This is a genomic window from Gilliamella sp. B3783 (assembly GCF_026536125.1).
In the GTDB taxonomy this organism is placed as follows: Bacteria; Pseudomonadota; Gammaproteobacteria; order Enterobacterales; family Orbaceae; genus Gilliamella.
In genome coordinates, this window is sequence record NZ_JAFNOU010000008.1 from 1 (window position 1) to 26,984 (window position 26,984).

A 26,984-nucleotide genomic window follows, 5' to 3' on the forward strand; every position below is an offset into this window, starting at 1 on the left:
TAGACTTTTAATTTTTTCGTCTCGCAAGTGCCCACACAGATTGTCTGTTTCTTCTTTTTAAAGAGCTGACAGCGTTAAATTTAACCAAACATTTTGTTGTTTCAGTTTGCTGTCTCAAGGGTTGCGTATGTTACTCACTTCATTTGCCTACGTCAACCCCCAATTTTATAAATTTCAAATTTTTCTTATCGAGTGATTGCTTTTTAAGCTAAACGTAACTTTATAAGCTTATCGTGATTTGTTTTACTGCATTCTTCGCTTTACTAATCGCTTCCTCAACCGTTAGTGCTCTAGCAAGCGCAACACCCATTCTGCGCGTTGCTTTTACTTCTGGCTTACCGAATAAACGTAAATCTGTTTGTGGCTGACTTAATGCTTTATCTAAATTAGCAAAGGTAACTTGTTTAGAATCTCCTTCTACTAATAAAACAGCAGATGCACTCGGGCCATATTGTTCAATAACAGGAATAGGTAAACCAAGTATTGCGCGAGCATGCAGCGCAAATTCAGAAAGATTTTGTGATATTAACGTCACCATACCGGTATCATGTGGACGTGGTGAAACTTCACTAAACCAAACCTGATCACCTTTAATAAATAATTCGACACCAAATAAACCGCGTCCGCCTAATGCATCAGTTACTTTAGTTGCAATTTCCTTTGCTAACTTTAGTGCATTATCAGACATCGCTTGAGGTTGCCAAGATTCTCGATAATCACCTTTTTCTTGTCGATGACCAATTGGTTGACAAAATGAAACACCATGAATATGTCGAACAGTTAATAAAGTAATTTCATAATCAAAATCCACCAAACCTTCGATAATAACCTTACCCCCACCAGCTCGCCCGCCTGCTTGTGCATATGTCCATGCTAATTCAATGTCCTGATGATTACGTATCAGTGATTGTCCTTTTCCTGAAGAACTCATAACGGGTTTAACAAAACAAGGAAAACCTATCTCTTCAACCGCTTTTTTAAATTCATGTTCATTTATAGCAAATCGGTAAGGTGAAGTTGGTAGTTTTAGCTCTTCAGCGGCTAGCCGACGAATACCTTCTCGATTCATCGTTAGTTGTGTTGCTTTTGCTGTAGGAATAACTGTAAAGCCTTGCTGCTCTAATTCGACTAAAGTGTCAGTTGCAATTGCTTCTATTTCTGGAACGATATAATCAGGTTTTTCAGCTTCGATAACTTTTCTTAAAGCTTGACCATCTAACATATTGATTACATGATAACGATGTGCAACTTGCATTGCTGGTGCATTAGCGTAGCGATCAACAGCAATAACTTCACAACCAAACCGTTGTAGCTCTATCACGACTTCTTTCGCTAATTCACCTGCACCACAAAGCATAACTTTAGTTGAAGTGGGTGATAACGGCGTTCCTATTGTAGCCATAATGTCCTCATACTCAGTTAACTACTTTTAATTTTAATATCCTAAAAATAAAAAATCGGGAACAATATCCCGATTTTCTAATTATTATGCTTGATAAGGATCACGTAGAATCATGGTTTCACTACGATCTGGACCTGTTGAAATAATATCAATTGGGGTTTCAGTTAACTCTTCTATCCGTTTAATATAATTTTTTGCTGCTTGTGGTAACGCATCATAACTTTTAATACCAAACGTTGATTCGCTCCATCCTGGCATAGACTCATATACAGGTTTGACTAAACTCCAATCTTCAGCAGCAGCCGGTGCATTGTTAATCACATCACCATTAGGTAATTGATAACCAACACAGATTTTAACTTCTTTAAGGCCGTCTAACACATCAAGTTTAGTTAAACAAAAACCAGAAACTGAATTTAGTTGTACGGCTTTACGAACAGCAACCGCATCTAGCCATCCAGTACGACGACGGCGACCCGTTGTTGCACCAAATTCATTACCTTGTTTGCAAAGATATTCACCCACATCATCAAAGAGTTCTGTTGGAAATGGTCCTGCACCGACACGAGTAGAGTAAGCCTTAACAATACCTAGCACATAGCCAACATAACGTGGACCAAAACCTGATCCTGTCGCTACGCCGCCAGCAGTAGTATTTGAAGAGGTAACAAAAGGATAAGTACCATGATCAATATCAAGTAATGTACCTTGTGCACCTTCAAACATGATTCTTTCGCCTTTCTTCCGAGCGTCTTCTAATAGCGTCGGAATATCTGCAATCATAGCCACTAAAATATCTGCAATCGCTAATGTGTCATCAAGGACTTTTTGATAATCAACCGCTTGAGCTTTGTAGTAATTGACTAATTGGAAGTTATGATATTCCATTACTTCTTTTAGTTTTTCAGCAAAAGCTTGGCGATCACGTAAATCACCAACTCGAAGTCCACGACGAGCGACTTTATCTTCATATGCAGGGCCAATACCTCGACCTGTGGTGCCTATCGCTTTACTACCACGTGCTTTTTCACGGGCTTGGTCTAATGCAATATGGTAAGGTAGAATTAAAGGGCAAGATTCAGATATCAGTAATCTGTCTTTAACGGGAATACCTTTATCTTCTAACGCTTTCATCTCTTTCATTAGCGCATCAGGGCAAAGTACTACACCATTCGCAATGATACTTATAACATCATGACGAAGAATACCTGATGGGATAAGATGTAATACTGTTTTTTCGCCATTGATCACTAACGTATGGCCAGCATTATGTCCACCTTGATAACGAACAACATATTTTGCTTTTTCTGTGAGTAAATCAACAACTTTACCTTTGCCTTCATCACCCCATTGCGTACCTAGCACAACAACATTATTACTCATAGACTATTACTCATTCTGTTATTTATTCGATTTTAGTTTCATGTATTGGAAAAATTCACTATCTGGGCTAATAACCATAACGTCATTACCAATAAAACTTTGTTCATAAGCTTTTAAACTTCGAATGAAGCTAAAAAATTCCATATCTTTACCAAAGGCATCAGCATAAAGTTTAGCTGCATTAGCATCACCTTCACCACGAATAATTCGTGATTGTCGTTCAGCTTCAGATAATATTTTTGTTGCCTCAAGTGTCGCTGCCGCTCTTGTTTCTTCCGCTTTTCTTACGCCTTCAAAACGTTTATCGCGGGCAATGACTTCTCGTTCTGCTCGCATTCTGGCATAGATAGAACCTGAAACTTCAGCAGGGAAATTAATCTGTTTAATACGTACATCAACGACTTCAACACCAAAAGCGCGTAGACTCGTTTTACTACTTTCGGGATCTTTTTCTGTATCTGCAACTAATTTATCTATTGGTGCGTTATCAACAGAATCTTGATGTGTACCATTTAAAGCATCTTTTACTCGAATCATTAAAGAATTACGCGATTTAGTATCCGCATTCGAGTCATTAATAATGTCCTTATTACTCAGTTTACCAATTTCCGCTCTTAAACGACCATTAAGACGAGCAAGTAGTAAGTCTTCAACATTATTACCACCGGCAACTGTTTCATAATAACGATTGAAATCAACAATTTTCCATTGAACAAAATAATCAACTATCAACTCTTTCTTTTGAACATTGAAAAAACGTTGTTCTTTACTGTTATTAGAACTATTGGTGGTTTGTATTTTAGCATCAATAACTTTAACACTATCAATACCTGGAATTTTAAAATGTAATCCAGGTTCAGATAATCCAATTATTTTATTAAATCTTAAAACAACACCACGGGTGCCTTCCTCAATAACATAAACACTTGAAAAAAACACACCGATTAAAATCAAAACTATAGGAATCAATAATTTACGCATATTCATTTTTCTCCTTATCGTCCCATAGTCCGCGTAGTGTTGCTGGTAGAACTATTATTACGGGTTGTAGCACCATTTTGTGACTCTTTAGTTGGTTGAGGTGCACTTTTTATCGCATCAGAAGAGCTTGGCATATTAAAATTGTAATCACTGTTTTGATTTGGCAACGTAGTTGGTGTAGCCATTTTTTCGCTGTTATTTTTTAATAACTGCTCCAACGGTAACACCATTAAATTACCACTTTTATCATTCACAACAACTTTATTAGTTTTACTTAATATTTTTTCCATTGTTTCAATATATAAACGCTCTTTAGTGATTTGAGGGGCAGCCTTATATTGAGGTAATATTTTTTCAAAACGTGCAACATCACCAGCCGCTTCAAGTTCTACACGAACTTTATACGCATCAGCATCAGCTAAAATTCTTGCAGATTTACCTTCTGCTTGTTGCACTAACTGAACTTTATCTGCTTCAGCTTGTTTAATTTCACGTTCGCTATCACCTTGAGCACGAATAGCATCATCGTAAGCATCTTGCACTTCATCTGGTGGTCGAGCAACTTGGAAGTTCAAATCAACAATGTTAATCCCCATATCGTAATGCGTAATTACATTAACTAATTCATCTTTAGTACTGCTTTCAAGCGCAGCTCGTCCATCGGAAATAATCGCATCGATATTAGAACTTCCAACCGCTGTTCTTAAAGCACTATCAGCAGCTTGACGAAGACTATCCTCAACATTGGTTACATTAAATAAATATTTTAATGGATTGCTGATACGATACTGAACATTCATTTCAACAAAAACTAAATTTTCACCTGTTGTAACAATGAACCCTTGCACATTAAAATTTCGTGTACCTTGGGTATCAACGACATAAACTTTGTCGATTAAGGTAGGTTTCCAATTCAAACCTGGTTGAATAATTTCTGGTTGAACCTGTCCAAAACGGGTAATCACACCTCGTTGACTTTGGTTGATAGTATAAAAACCACTTATTCCCCAAATCAGAATAAGCACAACAATGACTGCAATAACAATTTTTGAGCTATTCATCGATAATTTAATTTTTGATGAACCCCCATTATTACTGCTTGAATTACCTTTTTTTAATAGGTCTTTAATTTTATCTAAAAAACCACCGGATGAATTAGAAGGTTTTTTATTATTATTTCCCCATGGATCGTTATCTTGTCCGTTATTTCCGGGCTGATTCCACGCCATATTTTATATGCTCCATTTAACAATTAGTTGTTATTTTGCGTATTAATTAAGTATAACAGATCTGGCTCTTGTTTACAGAGGCGATTCCATTCAATTGACGGCATTCTCACATCAAGTTGAAAGCTACCATCTTCATTTATAATTTCATGTTCTACTGCATTTAGCTGATAAAAACGGCTTCTTAGCCTGACTAAATGAACAGGTAAGCTTAATTGACAAATTTGGATCTGTCTAGCAAGTCTTTCTTTTAATGCAGTAAATAGTAGATCTAATCCTAAACCATTTTGAGCAGAAATCCAAACACGAATAGGCATACCATTTTCGTCACGATCAATACAAGGCTGTTTACCTTCCATTAAATCTATTTTATTCATTACCATCAATGTTGGAATATCGTGGGCATCTATTTCTAATAGAACCTCTTCTACAGCATGTATATTATCTAATAGGTTTGGATCGGATGCATCAATCACATGTAATAAAAGTGCGGCCTCTTGGGTTTCGAGTAATGTTGCTTTAAAAGCAGCAATAAGGTCATGAGGTAAATGACGAATAAATCCGACTGTATCGGCTAATACGACTTCGCCAACATCTTCAACATTAATGCGTCTTAAAGTCGGATCAAGCGTTGCAAACAATTGATCGGCAGCATAAACATCGGCATGCGTTAATGAATTAAATAGTGTTGATTTACCAGCATTAGTATAACCAACTAACGAGACAGTAGGTAGATCGGCTTTATTTCTTGATTGTCGATTTTGATTGCGCTGTTTTTCAACTTTAGCAAGCCTAGATAATATCAATTGAATACGATGACGAATTAAACGTCTATCGGTTTCTAACTGAGTTTCGCCCGGCCCTCTTAAACCAATTCCACCTTTTTGTCGTTCTAAGTGTGTCCAGCCTCGAACTAAACGCGTTGATAAATACTGCAACTGCGCTAATTCTACTTGTAACTTACCTTCATGAGTTCTAGCACGTTGTGCAAAAATATCTAAAATAAGCCCAGTTCGATCAACGACACGGCATTCACATAATTTTTCTAGGTTTCGTTCTTGGGTAGGAGTTAAGGTGTGATTAACTAAGATAACTGATGCGTCAAGCGCTTTAACTTTTTCGGCAATTTCAAGGGCTTTCCCTTCACCAATAAAATATTTAGCTTGTGGTGCTTTTCTTGAGGTTGTCACAATATCGAGAATCTCAATTTGAGCAGAAGAAACAAGTACTTCAAACTCTTTCAGATCCTCGATATCGCTTTCTTGAGGGAAGAATACATGGACTAATAAGGCAGATTCCCCGCCTTTATATCGCTCAAACAATCAGATTCTCCACTGAATTAATCAGCTTTCGCTTTCCTCTTCAGGTTGAGTCACCAATCCAGAGATAGATCTTGATGGTACAACTGTTGAGATGGCATGTTTATATACCATTTGGCTTACAGTATTTTTTAATAAAATAACAAACTGATCAAATGACTCAATTTGCCCTTGTAATTTAATACCGTTAACTAAATAAATGGATACAGGAATATGCTCGCGACGAAGCAAATTTAAATAAGGATCTTGTAATGACTGCCCTTTTGACATGAGTTTATCCTTTAAGATGAAAATAATAATATGAAGATAATATAATCGTACTTTTTAAAAATATTTAATTTAACTAAAACATAAAGTACTTATGTCTATTTACCAAAATAACATAAAAAACTCAGCTCTTGAACTGGTCAACAATAATTTATGCACAAATAACTAAAATTTTAATAAATTTACACTAATCAAACAAAAAAAAATACTAAAATATTATGTTAACCTAAAACTTTTTTACATTTTGAAAAAACAATTTCGAGGTAAAAAGTAAAGTAATAAAAAGTAAAAAATATTTTCAAACCTAAAAAAGCTGATCGAAAACCTTATCCATATTATCAGGATTTAACCATGTAACAGGTTGTTTCCAACCACGTAGCCAAGTAATTTGCCTTTTTGCTAATTGACGTGTTGCACAAATACCTTTAAACACCATTTCATCATAACTACTTTGACCCTCTAAATACTCCCACATTTGCCGATAGCCAACACAACGCATCGAAGGTAAATTTAAATGCAAGTCAGGTCGTAATTTTAGCGCTTTCACTTCGTTTTCAAATCCTTGATCGAGCATCTGTAAAAAACGTTGTTCAATACGCTGATGTAACTGCGCGCGATCTGAAGGCATAATGGCAAACTGCATCACATCGTAAGGTAATGCTTCACCACTTTCTTGGGTAAGTTCGGTTAAACTCTTACCCGAAATTAAATACACTTCTAAAGCACGATTAAGACGCTGTGGATCGTTTGGATGAATTCTTTGAGCAGAAACAGGATCAACTTTTTTTAATTCTTCATGAATCACTTGCCAACCAAATTTATTGGCCTTTTCTTCTATTTGTTGCCGAATTTCACTGTTAGCTACAGGTAAAGGTGATAACCCTTCAAGCAACGCTTTAAAGTACAACATTGTTCCACCAACTAACAATGGAATTCGCCCTTTTTTTAGCGTTTTTTCAATTTCAATTAGAGCATCATGCCTAAAATTGGCGGCAGAGTAACTTTCTGCTGGATCACATATATCAATTAATTTATGTGGGTAGTTTAACTGCTCTTGTTTCGTTGGTTTGGCCGTACCAATATCCATATCGCGATAAATCAGCGCTGAATCGACACTTATAATATCAATTGGATAACGTTCATAAAGGGCCATTGCAAATGCGGTTTTACCTGAAGCCGTTGGCCCCATTAATGAAATAACTTTTGCTTTATTCATAGTTACATGGATTTTATAAAAGATTGAAGATCAATAGGATGTATAAATGTTTCTAGTTGCAATAAATTGCTATCAATTTGCTCTAGCTGTGCAAGTAATTGGATCACTTTGGTCACACTCCAACTTACTGCTTGAGTATTATCACATTGACTCGCTAGCCAATCTGCAATTTTGGTCGGATCTAATGCATCTTCCTTTGACGATGAAATAAACGCTAATAAAGCAGGTAATATTTGCTGCCAATTCATCGTTCTAAGCATTTTAGGTACGCTTTGCAAATGTAGTTTTGCTTTGTCGATATAAAAATCAAATCCTAAAAAATTAAGTTGAGGTTGATAATTGGTTAATGCTTGTTGTTCTTTATGATTGATTAAAATGGTCAATGGAATCAATAATTTTTCAGAATCTTGAGATAATAATTTAATTGCCGAAAATTTTTGTTGAGCAACAGGCAATTTCATCAACATAAATTTTTGCTGATTATCTTCAAACTTTTCAAGCAATGCTATATCTGGTTGAATAACCGTTAACACGCGACCAAATTGTACTAATGATGAACTATCAAGCTGCTGTTGTAAGGAGTGTAAAGATGTACTTCGCTGTGGAAACAACGCATCAATCACCGCTTTTTGCCCCTCAGTCATTTGATCTTCTTGGTGAGATAATCTTGCTGGCTCCGGTTTAGTTTCACCCGATTTAGCAACATCAACAAGCTGACCATATAGTGTATTTTCTCTAGCAAAATTACCCGATTTTTTTGTTGGTTGACTGTTAGCTTGATAATTTTTAGGTTGAGCCAATTGATTAAAAATATTCCCCCCCGCAGCTTGGCGATTAGGGGTAATGACTGGCGCTTGAGTCGTAATAGACAAATGGGATTCCAATGCCATCATAATAGCTTGATAAACAAAATCATGAACTAAACGTGCTTCATGAAAACGAACTTCATGTTTAGCAGGATGTACATTAACATCAACCTGTTTTGGATCAAGTTGTAAAAAGACAACATAACTTTGCTGCTCATGAGTTTGACTAATATAAGCTTGACGCAAAGCATGATTGAGTAATTTATCCTTAATAACACGACCATTAACATAAAAATATTGCAGATCACTAACATCGTTACTAGCAACCCATCCTTGAATAAGTAAATCATCATGCTGCCAATCGAGTTTAACTGCTTTTTGCATAAACTCTCGACCACAAACTAATTCGACCCTTTTTTCAAGCGAGGATGATCGGTATTGTTTAACCAGTTTACCATTATGTTGCAAATTAAAAGAGACATCAGGGCGCGCTAAAGCAATTCTACGAACAAACTCTTCAATATGCATAAATTCGGTTTTGTCGGTTTTCAAAAAACGACGACGCGCGGGTGTATTATAAAATAAATCCAAGACTTCAACCGTTGATCCCACGGGATGAGCCGCAGGTTTAATAACCGGTTTCATATCGCGACCTTCAGCATAAACTTGCCAAGCTTCGGATTGCTGGGCGGTGCGGGAAGTTAACGTCAATCGAGATACTGAACTGATACTCGCCAGCGCCTCACCACGAAATCCAAGGCTAATAATTGAATCTAAATCATCTAGCGTACTAATTTTACTGGTGGCATGACGGGCTAAAGCTAATGCTAATTCCTCTTTAGCAATACCAAAACCATTATCACGAACACGGATTAACTTACAACCACCTTGTTCGAGATCAATATCAATTTGCGTACTACCTGCATCAAGACTATTTTCGACTAATTCTTTAATAACAGATGCCGGCCTTTCTACCACCTCACCAGCGGCAATTTGATTGGCCAATTGTGGTGATAGAATATGTATTGCCATTAGTGCCGTTCTCCAAATTTAGGATTTTGTTTTACATAATTTTTTATACCCTGATAAATTGCTCTTGCAATCTTATCTTGGTGAGTATTACTAGCAAGTAAACTTTCCTCTGTTTCATTAGATATAAAGCCAACCTCAACCAAAATAGAAGGAATATCCGGAGACCGTAATACACCTAAACTAGCATGTTCAGGTTTACGTTTATGCAGTTTGATTGATCCACTCATCTCTTTAATAACTTGTGTTGCTAATTCATATCCTACACGCTGAGAATAGGAAAATTGTAGATCTAATACCGCCTGGCTTAAATGACGATTATGGTCATCACTAAGCGCATCACCAGCTCCGCCTAATAGCTGAGACTGTTTTTCATCTTGTTCTAGCCAACGCCCCAGTTCAGTATCCGCACGTTTAGTTGACAATACCCAAACGGATGCGCCAGAAGCACTTCGATTTGGCGCTGCATCAGCATGAATTGACACAAGTAAATTAGCTTTGTTTTTACGCGCGATATCTGAACGCTGCGATACCGAAATAAAATTATCACTACTGCGTGTTAAAACCCCTTTAAAATTAGGATCATTATTTAATAAATTGGTAAGCTTTTTAGCAATAGAAAAAGTCACTGTTTTTTCATAAAGATTATGTTTACCTATTGCACCAGAATCTTTACCGCCATGCCCAGCATCAACAGCTATAATCACTTTAGCGGCATTAGCTGAGCTACAAAGTAGCAAAAGCATAAAAAAAGCCATTAATTTTTTCATCAGTATTTTCGCTAATTGTTAATGTAATAAATTAATAATTGACTGACCTATTTTGGTATTTGCTTGTAAACAAACACTGCGTTCAAGCGCTAAATAAGACAAATGGATTTCAATATCGGCAATGGGTAATATGCCTTGTGCTTGCTTTGGCCACTCAATTAAACAAATTGATCGAGAAGAGAAATATTCGCGTATGCCCATAAACTCTAATTCTTCAGGATCAGCTAATCGATATAAATCAAAATGATAAACTGAAAAATCGTTAAAATGATAAGGTTCAACTAAAGTATAAGTAGGACTTTTAACATTACCTTTATGACCAAGTTGTTGTAAAAATCCTCGACTAAACGTTGTTTTACCCGCACCAAGATCGCCAATTAAGTAGATAACTATCGCACTATTGTGATTAGATAAATAATTTAAACATTGCTCAGCAAGCTGTTTACCCAATAAAATTGTTTCTTGCTCGTTAGCTAAAATAATCGGTTTCATAACGAATTCTTTGCTCAATAAATGATCCTTATTATATACTAATAACCATTAAAGATGTACCAAGCAAGGTTAACTTGCTTTTTTCTTAAAAATTCAAAGTAAAATAGATATTTTAGTAAAAAGTGGAAAAATGTTACATACAATTTCAACTCATCACTCAGCAAATATTGATACAACACTCATATCTACGCAAGATGCCGTACTTTTTTGGCAAAATGGCGTTATGATTGCTTGTCAAAATAATCCCTTACTGAATGATATTTTACAAAAAACCACGCATTGTTATGTACTTGACAACGATATTATTGCTCGTGGCATTAGTCAATTCATCGATGTAAGGCTTGAAATCATCACTATGCAACAAGTAGTTGAATTGACTGCTAAGTATTATCCACAAATAAATTGGGAATAATCTTTTAATATCATTAAAAGAATTCATTATTCTTAAATAACCACGTATCAAAACAAAATTGGCACATTTGCAAATCTAAATCTTGCAGTTTAATATAAATTCAACTGTGTTTTAATGAATAGCTGATATTAATGACCAATTTATTAACTTTATCACAAGCAAGTGCTCGATTAAAAAAAGGGGAAGTCATTGCCTATCCAACCGAAGCTGTTTTTGGATTAGGTTGTGATCCTGATTGTCAATCGGCAGTAATGACACTATTACAACTAAAGCAACGATCAATTGATAAAGGGTTGATTTTGATTGCTAGCCATTTTAAACAACTTATCCCTTATATAGATGAAGCAGCGTTAACAATAGAGCAACAACAAAAAGCAATTGCTAGTTGGCCAGGTCCTATTACTTGGCTTATGCCCAAAAATAAAACCACGCCTTATTTTTTAACGGGGCAATATAATTCAATTGCAGTAAGAGTAACAAATCATCCCTTAGTTTGCCAACTTTGCGATCTATTTGGAAAACCATTAGTCTCAACCAGTGCCAATCGTTCTGGTCATGAACCTTGTCGAACCGTAATTGAAGTAACTAAACAATTTGGTGACACATTGCCTATTTTACAAGGTGAAACAGGGCAACGCTCACAGCCCTCTGAAATTAGAGATATCAAAACAGGACAAATTATTAGGCAAGGATAGTGTTATGCAAAATTTATATATTGGCGTAATGTCTGGAACAAGTATGGATGGAATTGATATCGCGCTAGTTGATATCAAAGCAGGAAAAGTCACATCCATTATCAGTGATTGTTATCCGATGCCAAATTCAATTAAACAACAATTACTAACACTATGCGACACAAAACAGACAACATTACAAGATTTAGGTCAGCTTGATCATCAACTTGGACTATTATTTGCTAATAGTATCAATCAATTTTTACAAAACAATCATATCAATAAAAATCAAATTAAAGCGATTGGCTGTCATGGGCAAACAATTTACCATCAACCAACAGGTAATAATCCTTTTACCATGCAAATTGGTGATGCCAATATTATTGCCGCTAAAACTGGCATTATCACCATTGCCGATTTTCGCCGTAAAGACATGGCTTATGGTGGACAAGGTGCTCCACTAGTACCTGCTTTTCATAAAGCAGTACTACAAGATCCACACATCAATCGAGTCATATTAAATATTGGCGGCATTAGTAATATTTCTGTCTTAATTCCTAATCAAACAGTCATTGGATACGACACGGGGCCGGGTAATGTGTTACTTGATGGCTGGATAAATGAAAATCTTAATCAAAGCTATGATAAAGATGCGATGTGGGCAAAAACAGGTCACATTCAACAAAACTTATTAAATAAGTTACTTGATGAAGCATATTTCAAATTACCTGCACCTAAAAGCACTGGGCGCGAATTATTTAACTTACCGTGGTTACATAAAAAACTGACAGGCATGAATTTAAAAGCACAAGATGTTCAAGCAACCTTAGTGGCATTAACTGCAGTATCTATTAAACATGAAATTGAAAAATTACCCATCAGTAACAATTTACCTTGCGAATTATTGGTATGTGGTGGTGGTGCTAAAAACCCACTGATTATGCAAAGATTATCGACATTATTACCTAACTGGGCAGTATTAACCACAAATGACAAAGGAATAAACGGTGATGATATGGAAGCAATTGCATTTGCATGGCTTGCTTATTGTCGAATCAATCATATTCCATCCAACATTCCTGAAGTGACAGGAGCAAGCCAAGCAGTATGCTTAGGGGTGATATATCAATAATTTAAATAATTAATCATCAAATTTTGTTAATTTATTGTAACTAATTAATGCTGATATTTTTAGCTATTGATTGACTAATTTCGCTAATTAATTAGCTCCATCTTCACCCGTATTACACCTAAAAATAGACGTTAATAAACTTAACGCGGCAAGAATGTTACTTAAACGATCATAAATAGATACAGCAAAACACCTTAAACTAAGCTCTGACTCCTCATCATCTTTCCCATTAGGCGTTTAACCTCGTCAAGCTTAGCGAAAAAAGCATCTTTACTGATTATAGTTTTAGGTGTGTATTGGCTAAATTCAATGCTATTGACTAAATTTTTGTTATTTTAATCATTAACCAAACAAGTCATACTTTTCTTAACCCTATAGGTGAGATAGCATCATTAAGTCTCTTGTTTACTTACTGCATAAAACTAGACAAATCAATTCACACTCAAGTAATTCATAAAATCAGATAGATTAAACAAGACACAACACCAAAAATGAGAGCACGAGTAAAATAACCCGCTAGTTATGATTATAATAACTGCTTTAGTAAAAAGATATTGATCTAAATATCATTATAGATAAATTAAATTATTTTTATTTTTAATAAAATTAAATCAAACCAAATTTCTGTAAAGCTTTAGCGATTCCATCATTATTATTATCATCAGTGATAAATTCAGCATGTGCTTTTAGCCCATCAACGGCATTAGCCATGGCGATTGGATGATCAACCGTTAAGAACATCTCGAAATCATTCATTCCATCACCAAATGCATAAGTTGGTACATCGGTGAACCCTTTTCGCTGTAATAACTGAGTTATGCCATTTCCTTTAGAACCACCGTGATTAAAAACATCAACACAATAGGGGGTATTACGAATAAAGGTCAATTCAGGAAATAGATCACGATAATGTTCTTCGCCTGATTCACATAACAGCAATAACATTTGAATAGGTTGATTTAAATAGATCTGATCATCAACGGGAGGAACGGGTTGTTTTAAATAATGATAAAATACTTTAGCAGGTTGACTATCTTGCGAAACACGCATAATTTCATAATTATAAAAAGATAGAGGTATATCCATTTGTTGTTTGGAAAATTGATAAATTCTAGCTATCACATCTTTATCAATATTATTCGTAAAGACCGTTTCACCTTGATAAAGTACCACTTGACCATTCATTCCAACAATTGAATCGATTTGTGTTTTATGCATCAAGTCAACGACTTCACAAGGCGTTCGTCCCGTCGCCAACATGGGAATAATATTATTTTGTTTAAGCTTATTTATAGCTTGATAAGAACTGGGTAAAACTTCAATTTGACTATTAAATAGTGTTCCGTCTAAATCAAAAAAAACGATAGCTTCAGGCTTTTTACTCATACTACAAATCCAAAATATATTTAATAAAAGGAATAGTTAACTTACGTTGTTGAGCAAGCGTTGCAACTTCAAACTTTTCTAATAAAGAAAACAGTGTACGCATATCACGATTAACACGTTTTAATAAAAACAATCCAACTTCGGTTGATAATTCAAAACCACTTAATTTAGCTCTTAATTGTAAAGCTTTAAGCTTATCATCATCACTCAATTCTTTTAATTGATAAACTTGTCCCCAAGATAATCGAGAAACCAAATCAGGTAAAGTAAAACAAATCTGTTTAGGCGGTGCATTAGCTGTAATTAATAACTTACTTACATTTTTCTCAGTTAAACGATTAAATAAATCGAAAATAGCCTCTTCCCAATCTCTGTGACCTGCTATAGCATCAATATCATCTAAACACACTAAATCATAATTATCCAAGCCTTGTAAAATTTCGGGAACAAGATGGTAATACTGCTTTAAAGGAATATAACTGGCTAACTTATTTTGATTTGAAGCATGCAACAAATGAGTCCGACCAGAAGCACTTGCCGACCACATATAAAAAACATTGAAACCTGGCTTATCAAATAAAGCTTGTAACGAATCGAACAATAATTGATTATCGCCCACATAAAAACTATCAAAAGTTTCACTATTAGATAAAGAAAAAGGTAAAGGTAACTGTGAAAGAGTAATAAAATAACCTCACAATAAAAATAATTTCATGATAAGTATAAATTTGCTACCACAAAAATCAATCACTTTTGTATAAAACAAATCAAGCACAATAACCATCTTACTTAATAAGTTAAATTGAGCAATACAGATCAAATAGCAGTGTTTAAAACATCATCACTAATATATCAAAATTTAAGCAAACAAACTTATTTTTTGTGGATAACTTTGTGATAAATACGGCTAATAAGCTGTTATAATCGGATTAATAACCTTAAAGACAAAAACAATTGTGGATAAATACAATAGTTATAAACAAGTCTAAATCCAAAAAGATCCGATCAATTAACAGCATTAGATCACAACTAAGATCCTAAATAATAATGGCAAAACTAAGTTATCAACAGAAGTCATCTAAACTAATAACAATAAAAATAAAAAGATCAAATAAAAGATCTTATTTAATTTAAATAGCGATCAAAATAGATCATTTGACGTAATCAAAAAGATGAGTACAATTCCTAACGCTAAATAAACCCAAATCACCTGATCCAAAACGACGATCATCAGTATATAAATAAAAACAACGAGGCTTTTATGTTTTATCCAGATCTTTTTGATGTCATTATTGTTGGTGGCGGCCATGCAGGAACAGAAGCAGCAATGGCATCAGCTAGAATGGGCAGAAAAACACTACTATTAACCCATAATATCAATACGTTAGGTCAAATGTCTTGTAACCCTGCAATTGGTGGTATTGGTAAAGGGCATCTAGTAAAAGAGATCGATGCAATGGGCGGACTCATGGCACACGCTATTGATCTAGCAGGGATCCAGTTTAGGATCTTAAATAGTAGTAAAGGACCTGCTGTGCGAGCTACTCGCGCTCAGGCAGATCGATCGCTTTATCGAAAAGTGATCCGAACAACACTTGAAAACCAACCTAATTTAATGCTATTTCAACAATCAGTTGAAGATGTGATCATCGAAAACGATCAGATCACAGGTGTAAAAACTCAAATGGGCGTATCTTTCAGAGCGAAAGCCGTAGTATTAACAACAGGCACCTTTTTAGATGGAAAGATCCACATAGGTTTAGACAATTACAGCGGGGGAAGAACCGGCGATCCAGCATCAATTGGTTTATCAAAATCATTGCATCAATATCCATTTAGAATGGGTCGTTTAAAAACAGGTACACCACCTCGTATTGATGCAAGAACCATCGATTTTTCAAAACTTGGTACACAATATGGCGATGATCCCGTTCCGGTATTCTCATTTTTAGGTCAGGCTAGTGAACATCCAAGGCAGATCCCATGTTATATAACAAGTACTAACGAAACCACACACGAGATCATTCGTAACAGTTTAGATCGCAGTCCTATGTACACAGGGGTTATTGAAGGTGTCGGACCAAGATACTGCCCTTCCATTGAGGATAAGATCATGCGTTTTGCTGATCGTAATTCCCATCAGATCTATTTGGAACCAGAAGGATTAGATAGTAATGAAATCTATCCAAATGGGATCTCAACAAGTCTACCTTTTGATACCCAACTTGCATTTGTACGTAGTATGAAAGGGCTTGAAAATGCGAATATTGTAAGACCGGGTTATGCGATCGAATATGATTATTTTGATCCAAGAGATCTTAAACCAACGTTAGAAAGTAAAGTGATCAAAGGGCTATTTTTAGCCGGTCAAATCAACGGCACAACAGGTTATGAAGAAGCCGCGGCCCAAGGAATGCTAGCTGGGTTAAATGCAGCAAGATTTGTATATGATCAAGATCAATGGTATCCAACACGTGATCAAGCTTATTTGGGCGTTTTGGTTGATGATCTTTGTACATTAGGCACAAACGAACCTTACCGCATGTTTACATCTCGTGCCGAATATCGCTTGATGTTACGTGAAGATAATGCCGATATTCGCTTAACTGAAATCGGACGTAAATTAGGGATGGTTGATGATTACCGTTGGCAAAAATTTAATGAAAAATTTGAAGCAGTGGAACAAGAAAGGGCACGTCTGCGTGATATTTGGGTTCACCCTCACATCGAAACCATTGATGAAGTGAATGCGGTCTTAAGTGCTAATTTAACCAAAGAAGCCAATGGCGAAGAGCTACTAAAACGCCCTGAAATGAATTATCAAACGTTAAAAAAACTATCACTGTTTGCGCCAGGGTTAAGCGATCCGCAAGCGGCTGAACAAGTTGAAATTCAAGTCAAGTATGATGGTTATATCAAACTACAAATTGAAGAAATAGAGCGTCAAAAACGTAATGAACAAACATTGATTCCTGCGCATATTGATTATGCAGAAATATCAGGGTTATCTAATGAAGTGGTGGCTAAATTAAAACAACATAAACCTGTTTCTATTGGGCAAGCTTCACGTATTTCGGGTATTACGCCTGCTGCTATTTCAATGTTACTGGTTTACTTAAAAAAGAAAAATTATGTTAAAAAAGAAACTCACTAATCTAATTGATCAAACCGATCTTTTGATCTCTGATCAGCAAATAGATCTGTTAATTAATTATGTTGAAATGTTACATAAGTGGAATAAAGCTTACAATTTAACTGCCGTGCGAGATCCTAACGAAATGTTAGTTAAGCATATTATGGATAGTCTTGTTGTATCGCCTTATTTAGAAGGTAAAACGTTTATTGATGTTGGAACAGGGCCAGGTTTACCTGGCATTCCATTAGCAATTATCAACCCTGAAAAACAATTTGATCTCGTTGACAGTTTAGGTAAACGAATTCGTTTTTTAAAACAAGTTCAATTTGAATTAAAGTTAACTAATATACATCCAGTACAAAGTCGAATTGAACAATATTGCGATAAAAAGTTTGACGGTGTGATTAGTCGTGCTTTTGCTTCCCTGCAAGATATGCTTAATTGGTGTAAACATTTACCTAATGAACATGGTGCTTTTTATGCGCTTAAAGGCAGTGAGATCGACACCATTCCGGATGGTTTTATGCTTAAACAAAATATTAAATTGACTATTCCTCAATTAGATGCGGAAAGACATTTAGTGATAATTCAATAGTGTTATATTTAATTACTACTACTAGTTTTTACGTCTTTTGACGTAATCTTTAATCCCATCTACGATTGCTTTAGATACTTGATTTTGGAACGAAGCTGTTTTTAATTTTTGTTCTTCTGTAGCATTACTAATAAAAGCAGTTTCGACTAAAACCGAAGGAATATCCGGTGCTTTTAATACAGCAAATCCGGCTTTTTCAAGTGACGGTTTATGTAATTTATTGACACTTTTCATTCGATTTAAAATTGCATTGCCGAGTAATATACCATTGCTCAGTGTGGTTTTTTGTACTAAATCCAAAATGGTATTATCTAAATATTTATCACCACTACGGCTAACGCCACCTATTTGGTCGGCTTCATTTTGTGTTTGTGCTAAATAGCTAGCTGCTGAGCTACTTGCGCCGCGTGTGGATAAGGCAAATACTGACGATCCTTTTACTGATGGGCTGGCAAAGGCATCGGCATGAATAGAAATAAAAATATCAGCGTGTAATGATCGAGCTTTGGCTACTCTTACTTTTAATGGTATAAAGACATCCTCATTACGAGTCATGTAGACTTTTATATTAGGTTCTTTTTTCAAAGAACTGTAAGCTCGACGGGCAATTTGTAATACGACATCTTTTTCACGCGTCTTATTATTACCAATAGCACCAGGATCTTCACCTCCATGTCCAGGATCGAGAACAACAATAATAGGTGCGTTTTTGCTTTTATTGGCTGTTGTTTTGATCTGAGATTGTTTTTTATTAAGATCGCCTTTTTTATACTCTTCTAATAATGCAAGCAAAGGATCATCATCTGTTGCTGATGAAGGTTTAGATGGATAAAGATCGATGACTAAACGATGTTTAAATTCAGCTACAGGCGATAAGCTAAAGGTATTGGGTTGAATACCTTGCTTCAAATTGATCATGATTCGAACTTTTTTTGAATCAAGTTGGGCAACACTTATTGATTTGATATAGGGATCTCGAGGTAATACTTTAGATGAAATCTTTTTTAAAGTAGCATCTAAATTAATATTCTCAATATCAATGGCAAGTCTGTCTGGATTGGTCAATAAAGTGTGTTTGAATTTTAAATTTACATTCGATTCTAATGTTATTCGAGTATAGGTCGATGAAGGCCAAACTCTAACAGCTATGACCTGAGCTAAGTTTGCTGCAAAACCTACTTTTGTGACAGATAATAAACATGTCGCAATAATACCTTTAATGAGTAGGCGTTTTGTTGGACTAAATGTTTTTGACATATCTAAACACATTATTTTCTAAATAAATTGATCGTGAATAATAGCATAAAATATATTGATATTAAAAAGAATGATTCTCATCTTTAATTAGCTTTTTTATGTGATAAGTTATCAATTGATTATGTTATAGCCGCGGCCTTGATATTTTTTATTCAGGTTAGGATTATATTTAACTCAGGTTTAATCAATTTGGTTCTGTTGGTGCTGTCTGTTAAAACTTTTAAATAATGAAATTTATATTTTTGATGAAAATAGGAAGTAATCAAATTGGCGTTATCATGCATTTTTCAGTTTACCTACTTATTTTACACGACTAGAAAAATTAAAAATTACGTTATTAATAAATCAGTTATAGCAAAATTATCTTTACGATAAATTTTGACTAAACGCTAAATAGTAAATTGATTGGTAATGTTTTTAGTTAGCAAAATAGCCTATTTTTTACTGTTAAATTTTTTCTAACATATTGCTATATTCAATAAAAAAATCCAATACGTTACTTTGTTTTGTTATTTTTCATTTTTATTATAGACCCTACTATTACAAAGGATTACAATATGGCACGCTAAAATCGCGGATTTAAACCCGTTTTCATTTTAACAATTAAATATAGCTGAGTTATTGATGAGCAAAAAACTACATATCAAAACTTGGGGCTGCCAAATGAATGAATATGATTCAACTAAAATGGCAGATCTCCTTGAATCCACCCACGGTTTAACTTTAACAGAAAATGCAGAAGAAGCAGATATTTTATTACTCAATACTTGCTCTATTCGTGAAAAAGCCCAAGAAAAAGTATTCCATCAATTAGGTCGTTGGAAAAACTTAAAACAACATAATCCAAATATTATTATTGGGGTAGGTGGTTGTGTTGCTTCACAAGAAGGCGCACATATTCGTAAACGCGCACCATTTGTTGATATTATTTTCGGACCACAAACTTTCCATCGTCTGCCTGAAATGATTGAGCAAGTTCGTAGTGGTAAAGGTAATCATGTTGTTGATGTCAGCTTTCCTGAAATTGAAAAATTTGACCGTTTGCCAGAGCCGCGCAGTGAAGGGCCAACAGCTTTTGTATCGATTATGGAAGGATGTAATAAATATTGTACTTACTGTGTGGTACCTTATACTCGAGGTGAAGAAGTCAGTAGGCCATGTGATGATGTTATTTATGAAATAGCTCAACTTGCTGAACAAGGCGTTCGTGAAGTCAATTTACTCGGTCAAAATGTAAATGCTTACCGCGGTCCAACATTTGATGGTGATATCTGTTCTTTTGCTGAACTACTACGCTTAGTTGCGGCTATTGATGGTATTGATCGTATTCGTTTTACAACCAGTCATCCAATTGAATTTACTGATGATATTATCGATGTTTATCGTGATACGCCAGAATTAGTTAACTTTTTACATTTGCCGGTACAAAGTGGTTCAGATCGTGTGTTAAATCTGATGAAACGCACACATACCGCTATTGAATATAAATCAATTATTCGTAAATTACGCAAAGTTCGTCCTGACATTCAAATTAGTTCAGACTTTATTGTTGGATTCCCTGGTGAAACCCAAGAAGATTTTGAACAAACCATGAAACTCATTGCTGATGTGAATTTTGATTTAAGTTATAGCTTTGTCTATTCAGCACGACCAGGTACGCCAGCAGCCGAAATGGAAGATAACGTCACAGAAGACGAGAAAAAACAGCGTTTATATATATTGCAAGAGCGCATTAATCAACAAGCGATGCAATTTAGTCGCCGCATGTTAAATACTGTGCAACGTATTTTGGTTGAAGGACCTTCGAAGAAAAACTTAATGGAATTAACAGGACGTACTGAAAATAATCGTATTGTTAATTTTGAAGGTCTACCAGATATGATTGGAAAATTTGTTGATGTAGAAATAACTGATATTTATCCTAATTCTTTACGAGGAAGAGTGGTTCGTACTGAAGATGAAATGGATTTACGAGTCAATCAATCGCCAATGTCAGTAATTTCACGAACGCGTAAAGAAAATGATTTAGGAGTGGGTATTTATCATCCATAACTATAAGAAAATATCGTGAAGTGTTATCACTATGCTGTGCACTTTTTAATGCGTTAAAATATTAAATATTATATCAATAACGCATTGGCAGTTAATTTTAATTATTAGAGGACTTATCATTGAATATTTTGACTTGTGAAACTTTACTTGAGCCGGCTGATAATCAGCGGTTAAATAGTCTTTGTGGTCCTTATAATGACAATATAAAACAATTAGAGCGTCGATTGGGTATTGAAATTAACCATCGTGGTAATCTATTTTCAATTACCGGTGATCCTATTTGTGTTACTGCGGCCAACGATATTTTAAAAGTACTTTATAAGCAAACTAAATTAAAAAATAAAATAGTTGATATTGAACCAGAACAGATTCATTTAGCTATCAAAGAATCTGGGGCACTTGAAAAAGCAAGTGAACACTTACCTGCTTATGTTGATTATCAAGCAGGTAAGCTTGTTATGATAAAAACTAAGCGTGGTGTAATCAAACCCAGAACAGCAAATCAAGCGCAATATATTGCGCATGTGTTAGATTATGATATCTCGTTTGGTATTGGTCCGGCAGGAACAGGTAAAACCTATTTAGCGGTAGCCGCAGCGGTTGATGCTTTGGAAAAGCAACAAATTCGTCGAATTGTATTAACTCGCCCTGCGGTTGAAGCCGGTGAAAAACTGGGGTTTTTACCCGGCGATTTAAGTCAAAAAGTGGATCCTTACTTACGTCCTCTTTATGATGCTTTATTTGAAATGTTAGGTTTTGAAAAGGTTGAAAAACTCATTGAAAAAAGTGTTATTGAAGTTGCGCCTCTAGCTTATATGCGTGGACGTACTCTTAATGACGCATTTATTATTTTGGATGAAAGCCAAAATACGACTATTGAACAAATGAAAATGTTTTTAACCCGTATTGGTTTTAATTCTAAAGCAGTCATTACTGGTGATATCACGCAAATTGATTTACCTCGCCATCAAAAATCTGGATTACGTCATGCAATTGAAGTATTAAGCCAAGTTGACGAAATTAGCTTCAATTTTTTTAATAGTGAAGATGTTGTTCGTCATCCTGTGGTTGCAAGAATCGTCAATGCTTATGAAAATTGGGAAGAACAACATAAGCATCAATCTGGCGAAAGAAGTATTTAGAGGAGTCATATTATCCCTATCTCAAGTAAAAAAAAGAGAAGCAATATTCGAGATCACTCGGCAGAAACAAACCTGTTTTTGCGGCGAGTGTTATTTGCTTTTGTTATTATCTTATTATTAATATCGGTTTTACTCGGTAATTTAGCTGATTTGCAGATTTCTAATTTTAGTTATTACAGTACAAAATCGAATAATAATCGTATCGAAATTATTCCCATTCCACCTAGCCGTGGAATGATTTATGATCGCAATGGCACACCCTTAGCCATTAACAATATAACTTATCAACTCAATATTATTCCTGATAAAATCAAAAATCTTAATGAGCAATTTAATGAATTAAAAAATATTGTTAATTTGACTGACGAAGATATTGAAAATTTTCAAAAAGAACGCCGTAATTATAAAGCTCATCGACCGGTGCCACTTAAGGACAATTTAACTCAAAAGCAAATTGCGCGTTTTGTTGTTGATCAACATCGTTTCCCTTATGTTTCAATTGTGGGTATACAGCATCGCTATTATCCATTTGGCGCATCATTAACGCATATTATTGGTTATATTTCAAAAATTAATACTGCTGATAAACAACGTTTAGATGATGAAAATAAAACCAGTGATTATGTGGCAACCTTTAATATAGGTAAAATGGGTATCGAAAAATACTACGAAGATGTATTACATGGTACCCCAGGATATGAAAAAGTTGAAGTTAATAGCCGAGGGCGCATTGTTCGTCAACTTAATCAGCATCCACCACAAGCTGGTGAAGATATTTACCTGTCTATCAATCTTAAATTACAACTTTATATCGAACAGTTACTTGCTGGCCGAAAAGCAGCAGTGGTTGCTATTGATCCTAATAATGGTGAAATTTTAGCATTGGTTTCAAGTCCGAGTTACGATTCTAATCCGTTTGTTGGTGGAATATCGAATGCTAAATATAGCGAATTACTCAATGATCCTAATAAACCTCTTTATAACCGAGCATTACTTGGCTCTTATCCGCCTGCTTCAACAGTAAAACCCTATATTGCCATTGCCGCTTTAAGTGAAGGTGTTGTCACACCCAAATCGACTATTAATGATCCGGGTTGGTGGCAACTACCTGGTACCGATAGACGATATCGAGACTGGTTAAAATGGGGACATGGGCGCGTTGATGTGTTAAGAGCAATTGAAGAATCAGTTGATACCTATTTTTATCAAGTTGCTTATGATATGGGTATCGATCGTTTACATCAATGGATGACTAAATTCGGTTATGGTGAAAGAACCGGTATTGATATTTCACCAAATGAAGAAAATAAAGCCGTTATGCCTAGTCGTGAATGGAAAATGCAACGTTATAAAAAAGCTTGGTTACAAGGTGACACCATTCCGGTAGGGATTGGCCAAGGTTATTGGACAGCAACACCTATACAGTTAGCAAAAGCACTTACTATTTTGATTAATAATGGTAAAACTTATACGCCACATTTTTTATTATATAAAAAGAGCGATATTTTAAATACCAATTCGAATCCACCTGCAGTTAATCAACAAAATTATATTGAAACTAATAGCTTAGTTGATGTTAATCCCAATTACTGGGCATTAGCTAAAGAAGGCATGCATCGGGTAATGTTTGGTGCACGAGGAACAGCTCGAAAAGTTTATGCTGATGCAAAATACCAAGCAGCCGGTAAATCGGGCACTGCACAAGTTTATGGTTTAAAAGAAGATGAAGTTTATAATGCCCATAAAATTCCTGAACACTTACGTGATCATGCGTTATTTGTTGCTTATGCTCCTTTTGATAAACCAACTATTGCGTTAGCCATTGTGCTTGAAAATGGTGGTGGTGGTAGCTCAAATGGCGGAGCCGTCGCGCGAAAAATATTGGATTACTATCTATTAGGCGATAATTCAACGGAATTAGATGAAACTCCATCACATGCAGGGCATGAAGATTAATTATGAATAATATTAAAAAAACTTTTTGGCAAAAAATCCATATCGATCCACTATTTTTTTTATTTATTACACTATTACTTGGCTATAGCCTTTATATTCTTTGGAGTGCTACTGGTCAAGATTTTGATATGATGCAAAAACGGGTAATTCAAATTTTACTTGGTTATGTTGTCATGATTGCAATTGCGCAATTTTCGCCTAGAACCTTTGAAAAATGGGCGCCATATTTATATTTGTTCTGTATATTGATGTTGTTATTGGTCGATATTTTTGGTTATGTAAGTAAAGGTGCGCAGCGATGGTTGGATTTAGGTATTTTACGCTTTCAACCCTCTGAAATTGCTAAGATAGCTGTCCCATTAATGGTCGCTAAATTTATTCATCGTGATGGTTGTCCACCACCATTAAAAAATACCTTTCAAACTTTAATTATTATTGCTGTTCCTGCTTTACTTGTTGCTATGCAGCCAGATTTAGGTACTGCAATTTTAATTGTTATGTCAGGTATTTTTATCATATTTTTAGCTGGCATCAATTGGCGATTTATTTTTATTGCTATTATTTTAATTGCGATATTTTTACCGATAATGTGGTTTTTTCTTATGCATGATTATCAGCGACTTCGAGTATTAATGTTATTTAATCCTGAACTCGATCCTAGTGGTGCAGGTTATCATATTATTCAATCTAAAACCGCTATCGGCTCTGGCGGGATCTGGGGTAAAGGCTGGCTTGAAGGCACGCAATCTCAGTTAGAATTTTTACCGGAAAGACATACTGACTTTATTTTTTCCGTTATTGCTGAAGAGTTTGGTTTTATCGGCACGATAATACTATTAGTGTTATTTTTATGCTTAATTATCCGTGGATTAGTTATTGCGGCGCAAGCTCAAACCACATTTGGTCGTATACTCTCAGGTGGTTTAATTTTAGTGTTTTTTGTTTATGTCTTTATTAATATCGGTATGGTTAGTGGAATCTTACCGGTAGTTGGTGTACCATTACCGCTAATAAGTTATGGTGGCTCTTCCTTAGTCGTATTAATGGCAAGTTTTGGCATTATGATGTCTATTCACACTCATCGATACATGTTATCTAAAAATATTTAACGGAATTGAATTAAATGAAAAAGAAATTTAAATTATCTTTTGCTTTGTTAGCGCTTGCAATTTGTTCTTCGGCATCAGCTGAAATGGCTTTTCCTATTCCTGCTATTCCTCAATTAGATGCTGAATCTTATATTTTAATTGATGCTAAATCTGGTGAAATTTTAGCGCAATATAATGCTGAACAACAACGCGATCCAGCAAGTTTAACGAAAATGATGACCAGCTATGTAGTTGGCCAAGCATTACAATCAGGGCGTATTAAAAATGATGATATGGTTGTAGTGAGTAAAGATGCTTGGGCAACAGGAAATCCTATTTTAAAAGGCTCATCATTGATGTTTTTAGAAGTGGGTAAAACGGTTTCGGTTTCTGATTTAAATAAAGGAATAATCATCCAATCTGGTAATGATGCCTGTATCGCAATGGCTGAACATATTGCAGGTAGCCAAGGTGCTTTTGTTAATTTAATGAATGAATATGCGAAAAAAATAGGTTTAGAGCATACGCATTTTGAAACTGTACATGGCTTAGATGCACCCGGGCAATATACAACAGCAAAAGATATGGCATTTTTAGGAAAAGCATTAATCCATGATTTACCTTCCGAGTACGCTATTTATAAAGAAAAAGAGTTTACTTACACATTATCTAAACCACAATTAAACCGAAATGGTTTACTTTGGGATACCACTTTAAATGTTGATGGTATTAAAACTGGGCATACCAATGCTGCTGGTTATAATTTAGTTGCCTCAGCTGTTGATGGTAATACGCGTTTAATTTCTGCTGTATTAGGTGGACGCACGTTTAAAGGACGTGAAGAAGAGAGTAAAAAGTTATTAGTTTGGGGATTTCGTTTCTTCGAAACAGCTAATCCAGTCAAAGCAGGTACGCCATTAACAACAGAATCTATTTGGTATGGCGATCAAAATAAAATTCAGTTGGGTGCAATTGAAGGTGCTTATGTTACTGTGCCAAAAGGGCGTTCGGCTGATGTACAAGTACAATATATTATTGATGATTATATTTACGCACCTATTACTAAAGGGACCAGTGTAGGTAAAATGCAGTTTTTATTAGATGGCAAAATTATTAATGAACAACCATTAGTTGCATTACAAGATGTTGAAGAAACAGGATTCTTTGGATCGGTATGGGATTGGATTTGTTTAAAATTCAATCAAATATTTAACTAAGTATCTAACTAAATTTTATTAAACCATTTAATAAGTCAAAACTTAT

General features: G+C 35.1%; 22 protein-coding genes and 2 pseudogenes. 10 read left to right on the forward strand and 14 right to left on the reverse strand.

Annotated features, from left to right (window positions below; genetic code table 11):
- Positions 1–220 precede the first annotated feature (220 nt).
- The 10 genes and pseudogenes from purT to tsaE form a co-directional block, all read right to left on the reverse strand.
- The gene (gene purT, locus J3U59_RS08945) at positions 221–1,402 is read right to left on the reverse strand and encodes a formate-dependent phosphoribosylglycinamide formyltransferase (protein ID WP_267333974.1); all 1,182 of its coding nucleotides are present in this window, start codon (positions 1,400–1,402) and stop codon (positions 221–223) included.
- A gap of 84 nt (positions 1,403–1,486) precedes the next feature.
- Entirely contained in the window at positions 1,487–2,785 is a 1,299-nt protein-coding gene (locus tag J3U59_RS08950) for an adenylosuccinate synthase (RefSeq protein ID WP_267333975.1), read from the reverse strand.
- An 18-nt stretch (positions 2,786–2,803) separates the two neighbouring features.
- On the reverse strand, positions 2,804–3,766 hold the full coding sequence (gene hflC, locus J3U59_RS08955) for a protease modulator HflC (protein WP_416379602.1): 963 nt from the start codon (positions 3,764–3,766) through the stop codon (positions 2,804–2,806).
- Positions 3,767–3,780: 14 nt separating this feature from the next.
- Positions 3,781–4,995 carry an FtsH protease activity modulator HflK gene (hflK, locus tag J3U59_RS08960; RefSeq protein ID WP_267333977.1) on the reverse strand — a complete coding sequence of 405 codons (1,215 nt, stop codon included), beginning with the start codon at positions 4,993–4,995 and terminating at the stop codon, positions 3,781–3,783.
- Between the two features lie 23 nt (positions 4,996–5,018).
- Positions 5,019–6,314, reverse strand: a complete 1,296-nt coding sequence (gene hflX / locus J3U59_RS08965) for a ribosome rescue GTPase HflX (RefSeq protein WP_267333978.1) — start codon at positions 6,312–6,314, stop codon at positions 5,019–5,021.
- Positions 6,315–6,335: 21 nt separating this feature from the next.
- On the reverse strand, positions 6,336–6,581 hold the full coding sequence (gene hfq / locus J3U59_RS08970; protein WP_065633726.1) for an RNA chaperone Hfq: 246 nt from the start codon (positions 6,579–6,581) through the stop codon (positions 6,336–6,338).
- Between the two features lie 301 nt (positions 6,582–6,882).
- Positions 6,883–7,794 (reverse strand): tRNA (adenosine(37)-N6)-dimethylallyltransferase MiaA, encoded by a 912-nt coding sequence (miaA, locus tag J3U59_RS08975; RefSeq protein ID WP_267333979.1) that lies wholly within the window; start codon positions 7,792–7,794, stop codon positions 6,883–6,885.
- 2 nt (positions 7,795–7,796) lie between these two features.
- Positions 7,797–9,632: a DNA mismatch repair endonuclease MutL gene (gene mutL / locus J3U59_RS08980; protein WP_267333980.1), complete on the reverse strand. Its 1,836-nt coding sequence runs from the start codon at positions 9,630–9,632 to the stop codon at positions 7,797–7,799.
- Between the two features lie 20 nt (positions 9,633–9,652).
- A pseudogene (locus J3U59_RS08985) lies at positions 9,653–10,357 on the reverse strand (N-acetylmuramoyl-L-alanine amidase); the annotation flags it as partial.
- Between the two features lie 60 nt (positions 10,358–10,417).
- Positions 10,418–10,891: a tRNA (adenosine(37)-N6)-threonylcarbamoyltransferase complex ATPase subunit type 1 TsaE gene (gene tsaE / locus J3U59_RS08990; RefSeq protein ID WP_267333982.1), complete on the reverse strand. Its 474-nt coding sequence runs from the start codon at positions 10,889–10,891 to the stop codon at positions 10,418–10,420.
- Between the two features lie 130 nt (positions 10,892–11,021).
- Between tsaE and tusB the strand changes: the two genes are divergently transcribed.
- The 3 genes from tusB (at position 11,022) to J3U59_RS09005 (ending at position 13,109) form a co-directional block, all read left to right on the forward strand.
- Positions 11,022–11,303: a sulfurtransferase complex subunit TusB gene (gene tusB, locus J3U59_RS08995; protein WP_267333983.1), complete on the forward strand. Its 282-nt coding sequence runs from the start codon at positions 11,022–11,024 to the stop codon at positions 11,301–11,303.
- Positions 11,304–11,434: 131 nt separating this feature from the next.
- Positions 11,435–11,998, forward strand: a complete 564-nt coding sequence (locus J3U59_RS09000) for a Sua5/YciO/YrdC/YwlC family protein (protein WP_267333984.1) — start codon at positions 11,435–11,437, stop codon at positions 11,996–11,998.
- Positions 11,999–12,002: 4 nt separating this feature from the next.
- Entirely contained in the window at positions 12,003–13,109 is a 1,107-nt protein-coding gene (locus J3U59_RS09005) for an anhydro-N-acetylmuramic acid kinase (protein WP_267333985.1), read from the forward strand.
- 87 nt (positions 13,110–13,196) lie between these two features.
- Here the strand turns inward: J3U59_RS09005 and J3U59_RS12055 are convergent.
- From J3U59_RS12055 to hda, 3 genes and pseudogenes are all read right to left on the reverse strand, one after another.
- A pseudogene (locus tag J3U59_RS12055) lies at positions 13,197–13,319 on the reverse strand (hypothetical protein); the annotation flags it as partial.
- 396 nt (positions 13,320–13,715) lie between these two features.
- On the reverse strand, positions 13,716–14,495 hold the full coding sequence (locus J3U59_RS09010; RefSeq protein ID WP_267333986.1) for a Cof-type HAD-IIB family hydrolase: 780 nt from the start codon (positions 14,493–14,495) through the stop codon (positions 13,716–13,718).
- Between the two features lies 1 nt (position 14,496).
- Entirely contained in the window at positions 14,497–15,180 is a 684-nt protein-coding gene (gene hda, locus J3U59_RS09015; RefSeq protein WP_065633735.1) for a DnaA inactivator Hda, read from the reverse strand.
- Positions 15,181–15,756: 576 nt separating this feature from the next.
- Here hda and mnmG point away from each other — a divergent pair.
- A complete protein-coding gene (gene mnmG, locus J3U59_RS09020) occupies positions 15,757–17,649 on the forward strand; it encodes a tRNA uridine-5-carboxymethylaminomethyl(34) synthesis enzyme MnmG (protein WP_267333987.1) in 1,893 nt (630 codons plus the stop codon).
- Complete coding sequence (gene rsmG / locus J3U59_RS09025) at positions 17,627–18,226, forward strand: 16S rRNA (guanine(527)-N(7))-methyltransferase RsmG (RefSeq protein ID WP_267333988.1); 600 nt, start codon at positions 17,627–17,629, stop codon at positions 18,224–18,226. The genes mnmG and rsmG overlap by 23 nt, the downstream gene beginning before the upstream one ends.
- Positions 18,227–18,247: 21 nt before the next feature.
- On the opposite strand, the gene J3U59_RS09030 is transcribed toward rsmG, so the two are convergent.
- Entirely contained in the window at positions 18,248–19,483 is a 1,236-nt protein-coding gene (locus J3U59_RS09030) for an N-acetylmuramoyl-L-alanine amidase (RefSeq protein ID WP_323849460.1), read from the reverse strand.
- 624 nt (positions 19,484–20,107) lie between these two features.
- Here J3U59_RS09030 and miaB point away from each other — a divergent pair.
- The 5 genes from miaB to J3U59_RS09055 all read left to right on the forward strand — a co-directional run bounded on the left by miaB (position 20,108) and on the right by J3U59_RS09055 (position 26,938).
- Complete coding sequence (gene miaB, locus J3U59_RS09035; RefSeq protein ID WP_267333990.1) at positions 20,108–21,535, forward strand: tRNA (N6-isopentenyl adenosine(37)-C2)-methylthiotransferase MiaB; 1,428 nt, start codon at positions 20,108–20,110, stop codon at positions 21,533–21,535.
- Between the two features lie 119 nt (positions 21,536–21,654).
- Positions 21,655–22,677, forward strand: a complete 1,023-nt coding sequence (locus tag J3U59_RS09040) for a PhoH family protein (protein ID WP_267333991.1) — start codon at positions 21,655–21,657, stop codon at positions 22,675–22,677.
- Between the two features lie 87 nt (positions 22,678–22,764).
- Positions 22,765–24,633, forward strand: coding sequence for a penicillin-binding protein 2 (gene mrdA / locus J3U59_RS09045; protein ID WP_267333992.1), 1,869 nt, complete (start codon positions 22,765–22,767; stop codon positions 24,631–24,633).
- A 2-nt stretch (positions 24,634–24,635) separates the two neighbouring features.
- Positions 24,636–25,742: a peptidoglycan glycosyltransferase MrdB gene (gene mrdB, locus J3U59_RS09050; RefSeq protein ID WP_267333993.1), complete on the forward strand. Its 1,107-nt coding sequence runs from the start codon at positions 24,636–24,638 to the stop codon at positions 25,740–25,742.
- Positions 25,743–25,756: 14 nt separating this feature from the next.
- Entirely contained in the window at positions 25,757–26,938 is a 1,182-nt protein-coding gene (locus J3U59_RS09055; RefSeq protein WP_065633743.1) for a serine hydrolase, read from the forward strand.
- Positions 26,939–26,984: the final 46 nt, after the last annotated feature.

Bases quoted from the DNA above. Each gene is read 5' to 3' on its own strand.
- purT (WP_267333974.1), bottom strand. From the start codon at position 1,402: ATGGCTACAATAGGAACGCCGTTATCACCCACTTCAACTAAAGTTATG.
- J3U59_RS08950 (WP_267333975.1), bottom strand. From the start codon at position 2,785: ATGAGTAATAATGTTGTTGTGCTAGGTACGCAATGGGGTGATGAAGGC.
- hflC (WP_416379602.1), bottom strand. From the start codon at position 3,766: ATGCGTAAATTATTGATTCCTATAGTTTTGATTTTAATCGGTGTGTTT.
- hflK (WP_267333977.1), bottom strand. From the start codon at position 4,995: ATGGCGTGGAATCAGCCCGGAAATAACGGACAAGATAACGATCCATGG.
- hfq (WP_065633726.1), bottom strand. From the start codon at position 6,581: ATGTCAAAAGGGCAGTCATTACAAGATCCTTATTTAAATTTGCTTCGT.
- miaA (WP_267333979.1), bottom strand. From the start codon at position 7,794: ATGAATAAAGCAAAAGTTATTTCATTAATGGGGCCAACGGCTTCAGGT.
- mutL (WP_267333980.1), bottom strand. From the start codon at position 9,632: ATGGCAATACATATTCTATCACCACAATTGGCCAATCAAATTGCCGCT.
- tsaE (WP_267333982.1), bottom strand. From the start codon at position 10,891: ATGAAACCGATTATTTTAGCTAACGAGCAAGAAACAATTTTATTGGGT.
- tusB (WP_267333983.1), top strand. From the start codon at position 11,022: ATGTTACATACAATTTCAACTCATCACTCAGCAAATATTGATACAACA.
- J3U59_RS09000 (WP_267333984.1), top strand. From the start codon at position 11,435: ATGACCAATTTATTAACTTTATCACAAGCAAGTGCTCGATTAAAAAAA.
- J3U59_RS09005 (WP_267333985.1), top strand. From the start codon at position 12,003: ATGCAAAATTTATATATTGGCGTAATGTCTGGAACAAGTATGGATGGA.
- J3U59_RS09010 (WP_267333986.1), bottom strand. From the start codon at position 14,495: ATGAGTAAAAAGCCTGAAGCTATCGTTTTTTTTGATTTAGACGGAACA.
- mnmG (WP_267333987.1), top strand. From the start codon at position 15,757: ATGTTTTATCCAGATCTTTTTGATGTCATTATTGTTGGTGGCGGCCAT.
- rsmG (WP_267333988.1), top strand. From the start codon at position 17,627: ATGTTAAAAAAGAAACTCACTAATCTAATTGATCAAACCGATCTTTTG.
- J3U59_RS09030 (WP_323849460.1), bottom strand. From the start codon at position 19,483: ATGTCAAAAACATTTAGTCCAACAAAACGCCTACTCATTAAAGGTATT.
- miaB (WP_267333990.1), top strand. From the start codon at position 20,108: ATGAGCAAAAAACTACATATCAAAACTTGGGGCTGCCAAATGAATGAA.
- mrdB (WP_267333993.1), top strand. From the start codon at position 24,636: ATGAATAATATTAAAAAAACTTTTTGGCAAAAAATCCATATCGATCCA.
- J3U59_RS09055 (WP_065633743.1), top strand. From the start codon at position 25,757: ATGAAAAAGAAATTTAAATTATCTTTTGCTTTGTTAGCGCTTGCAATT.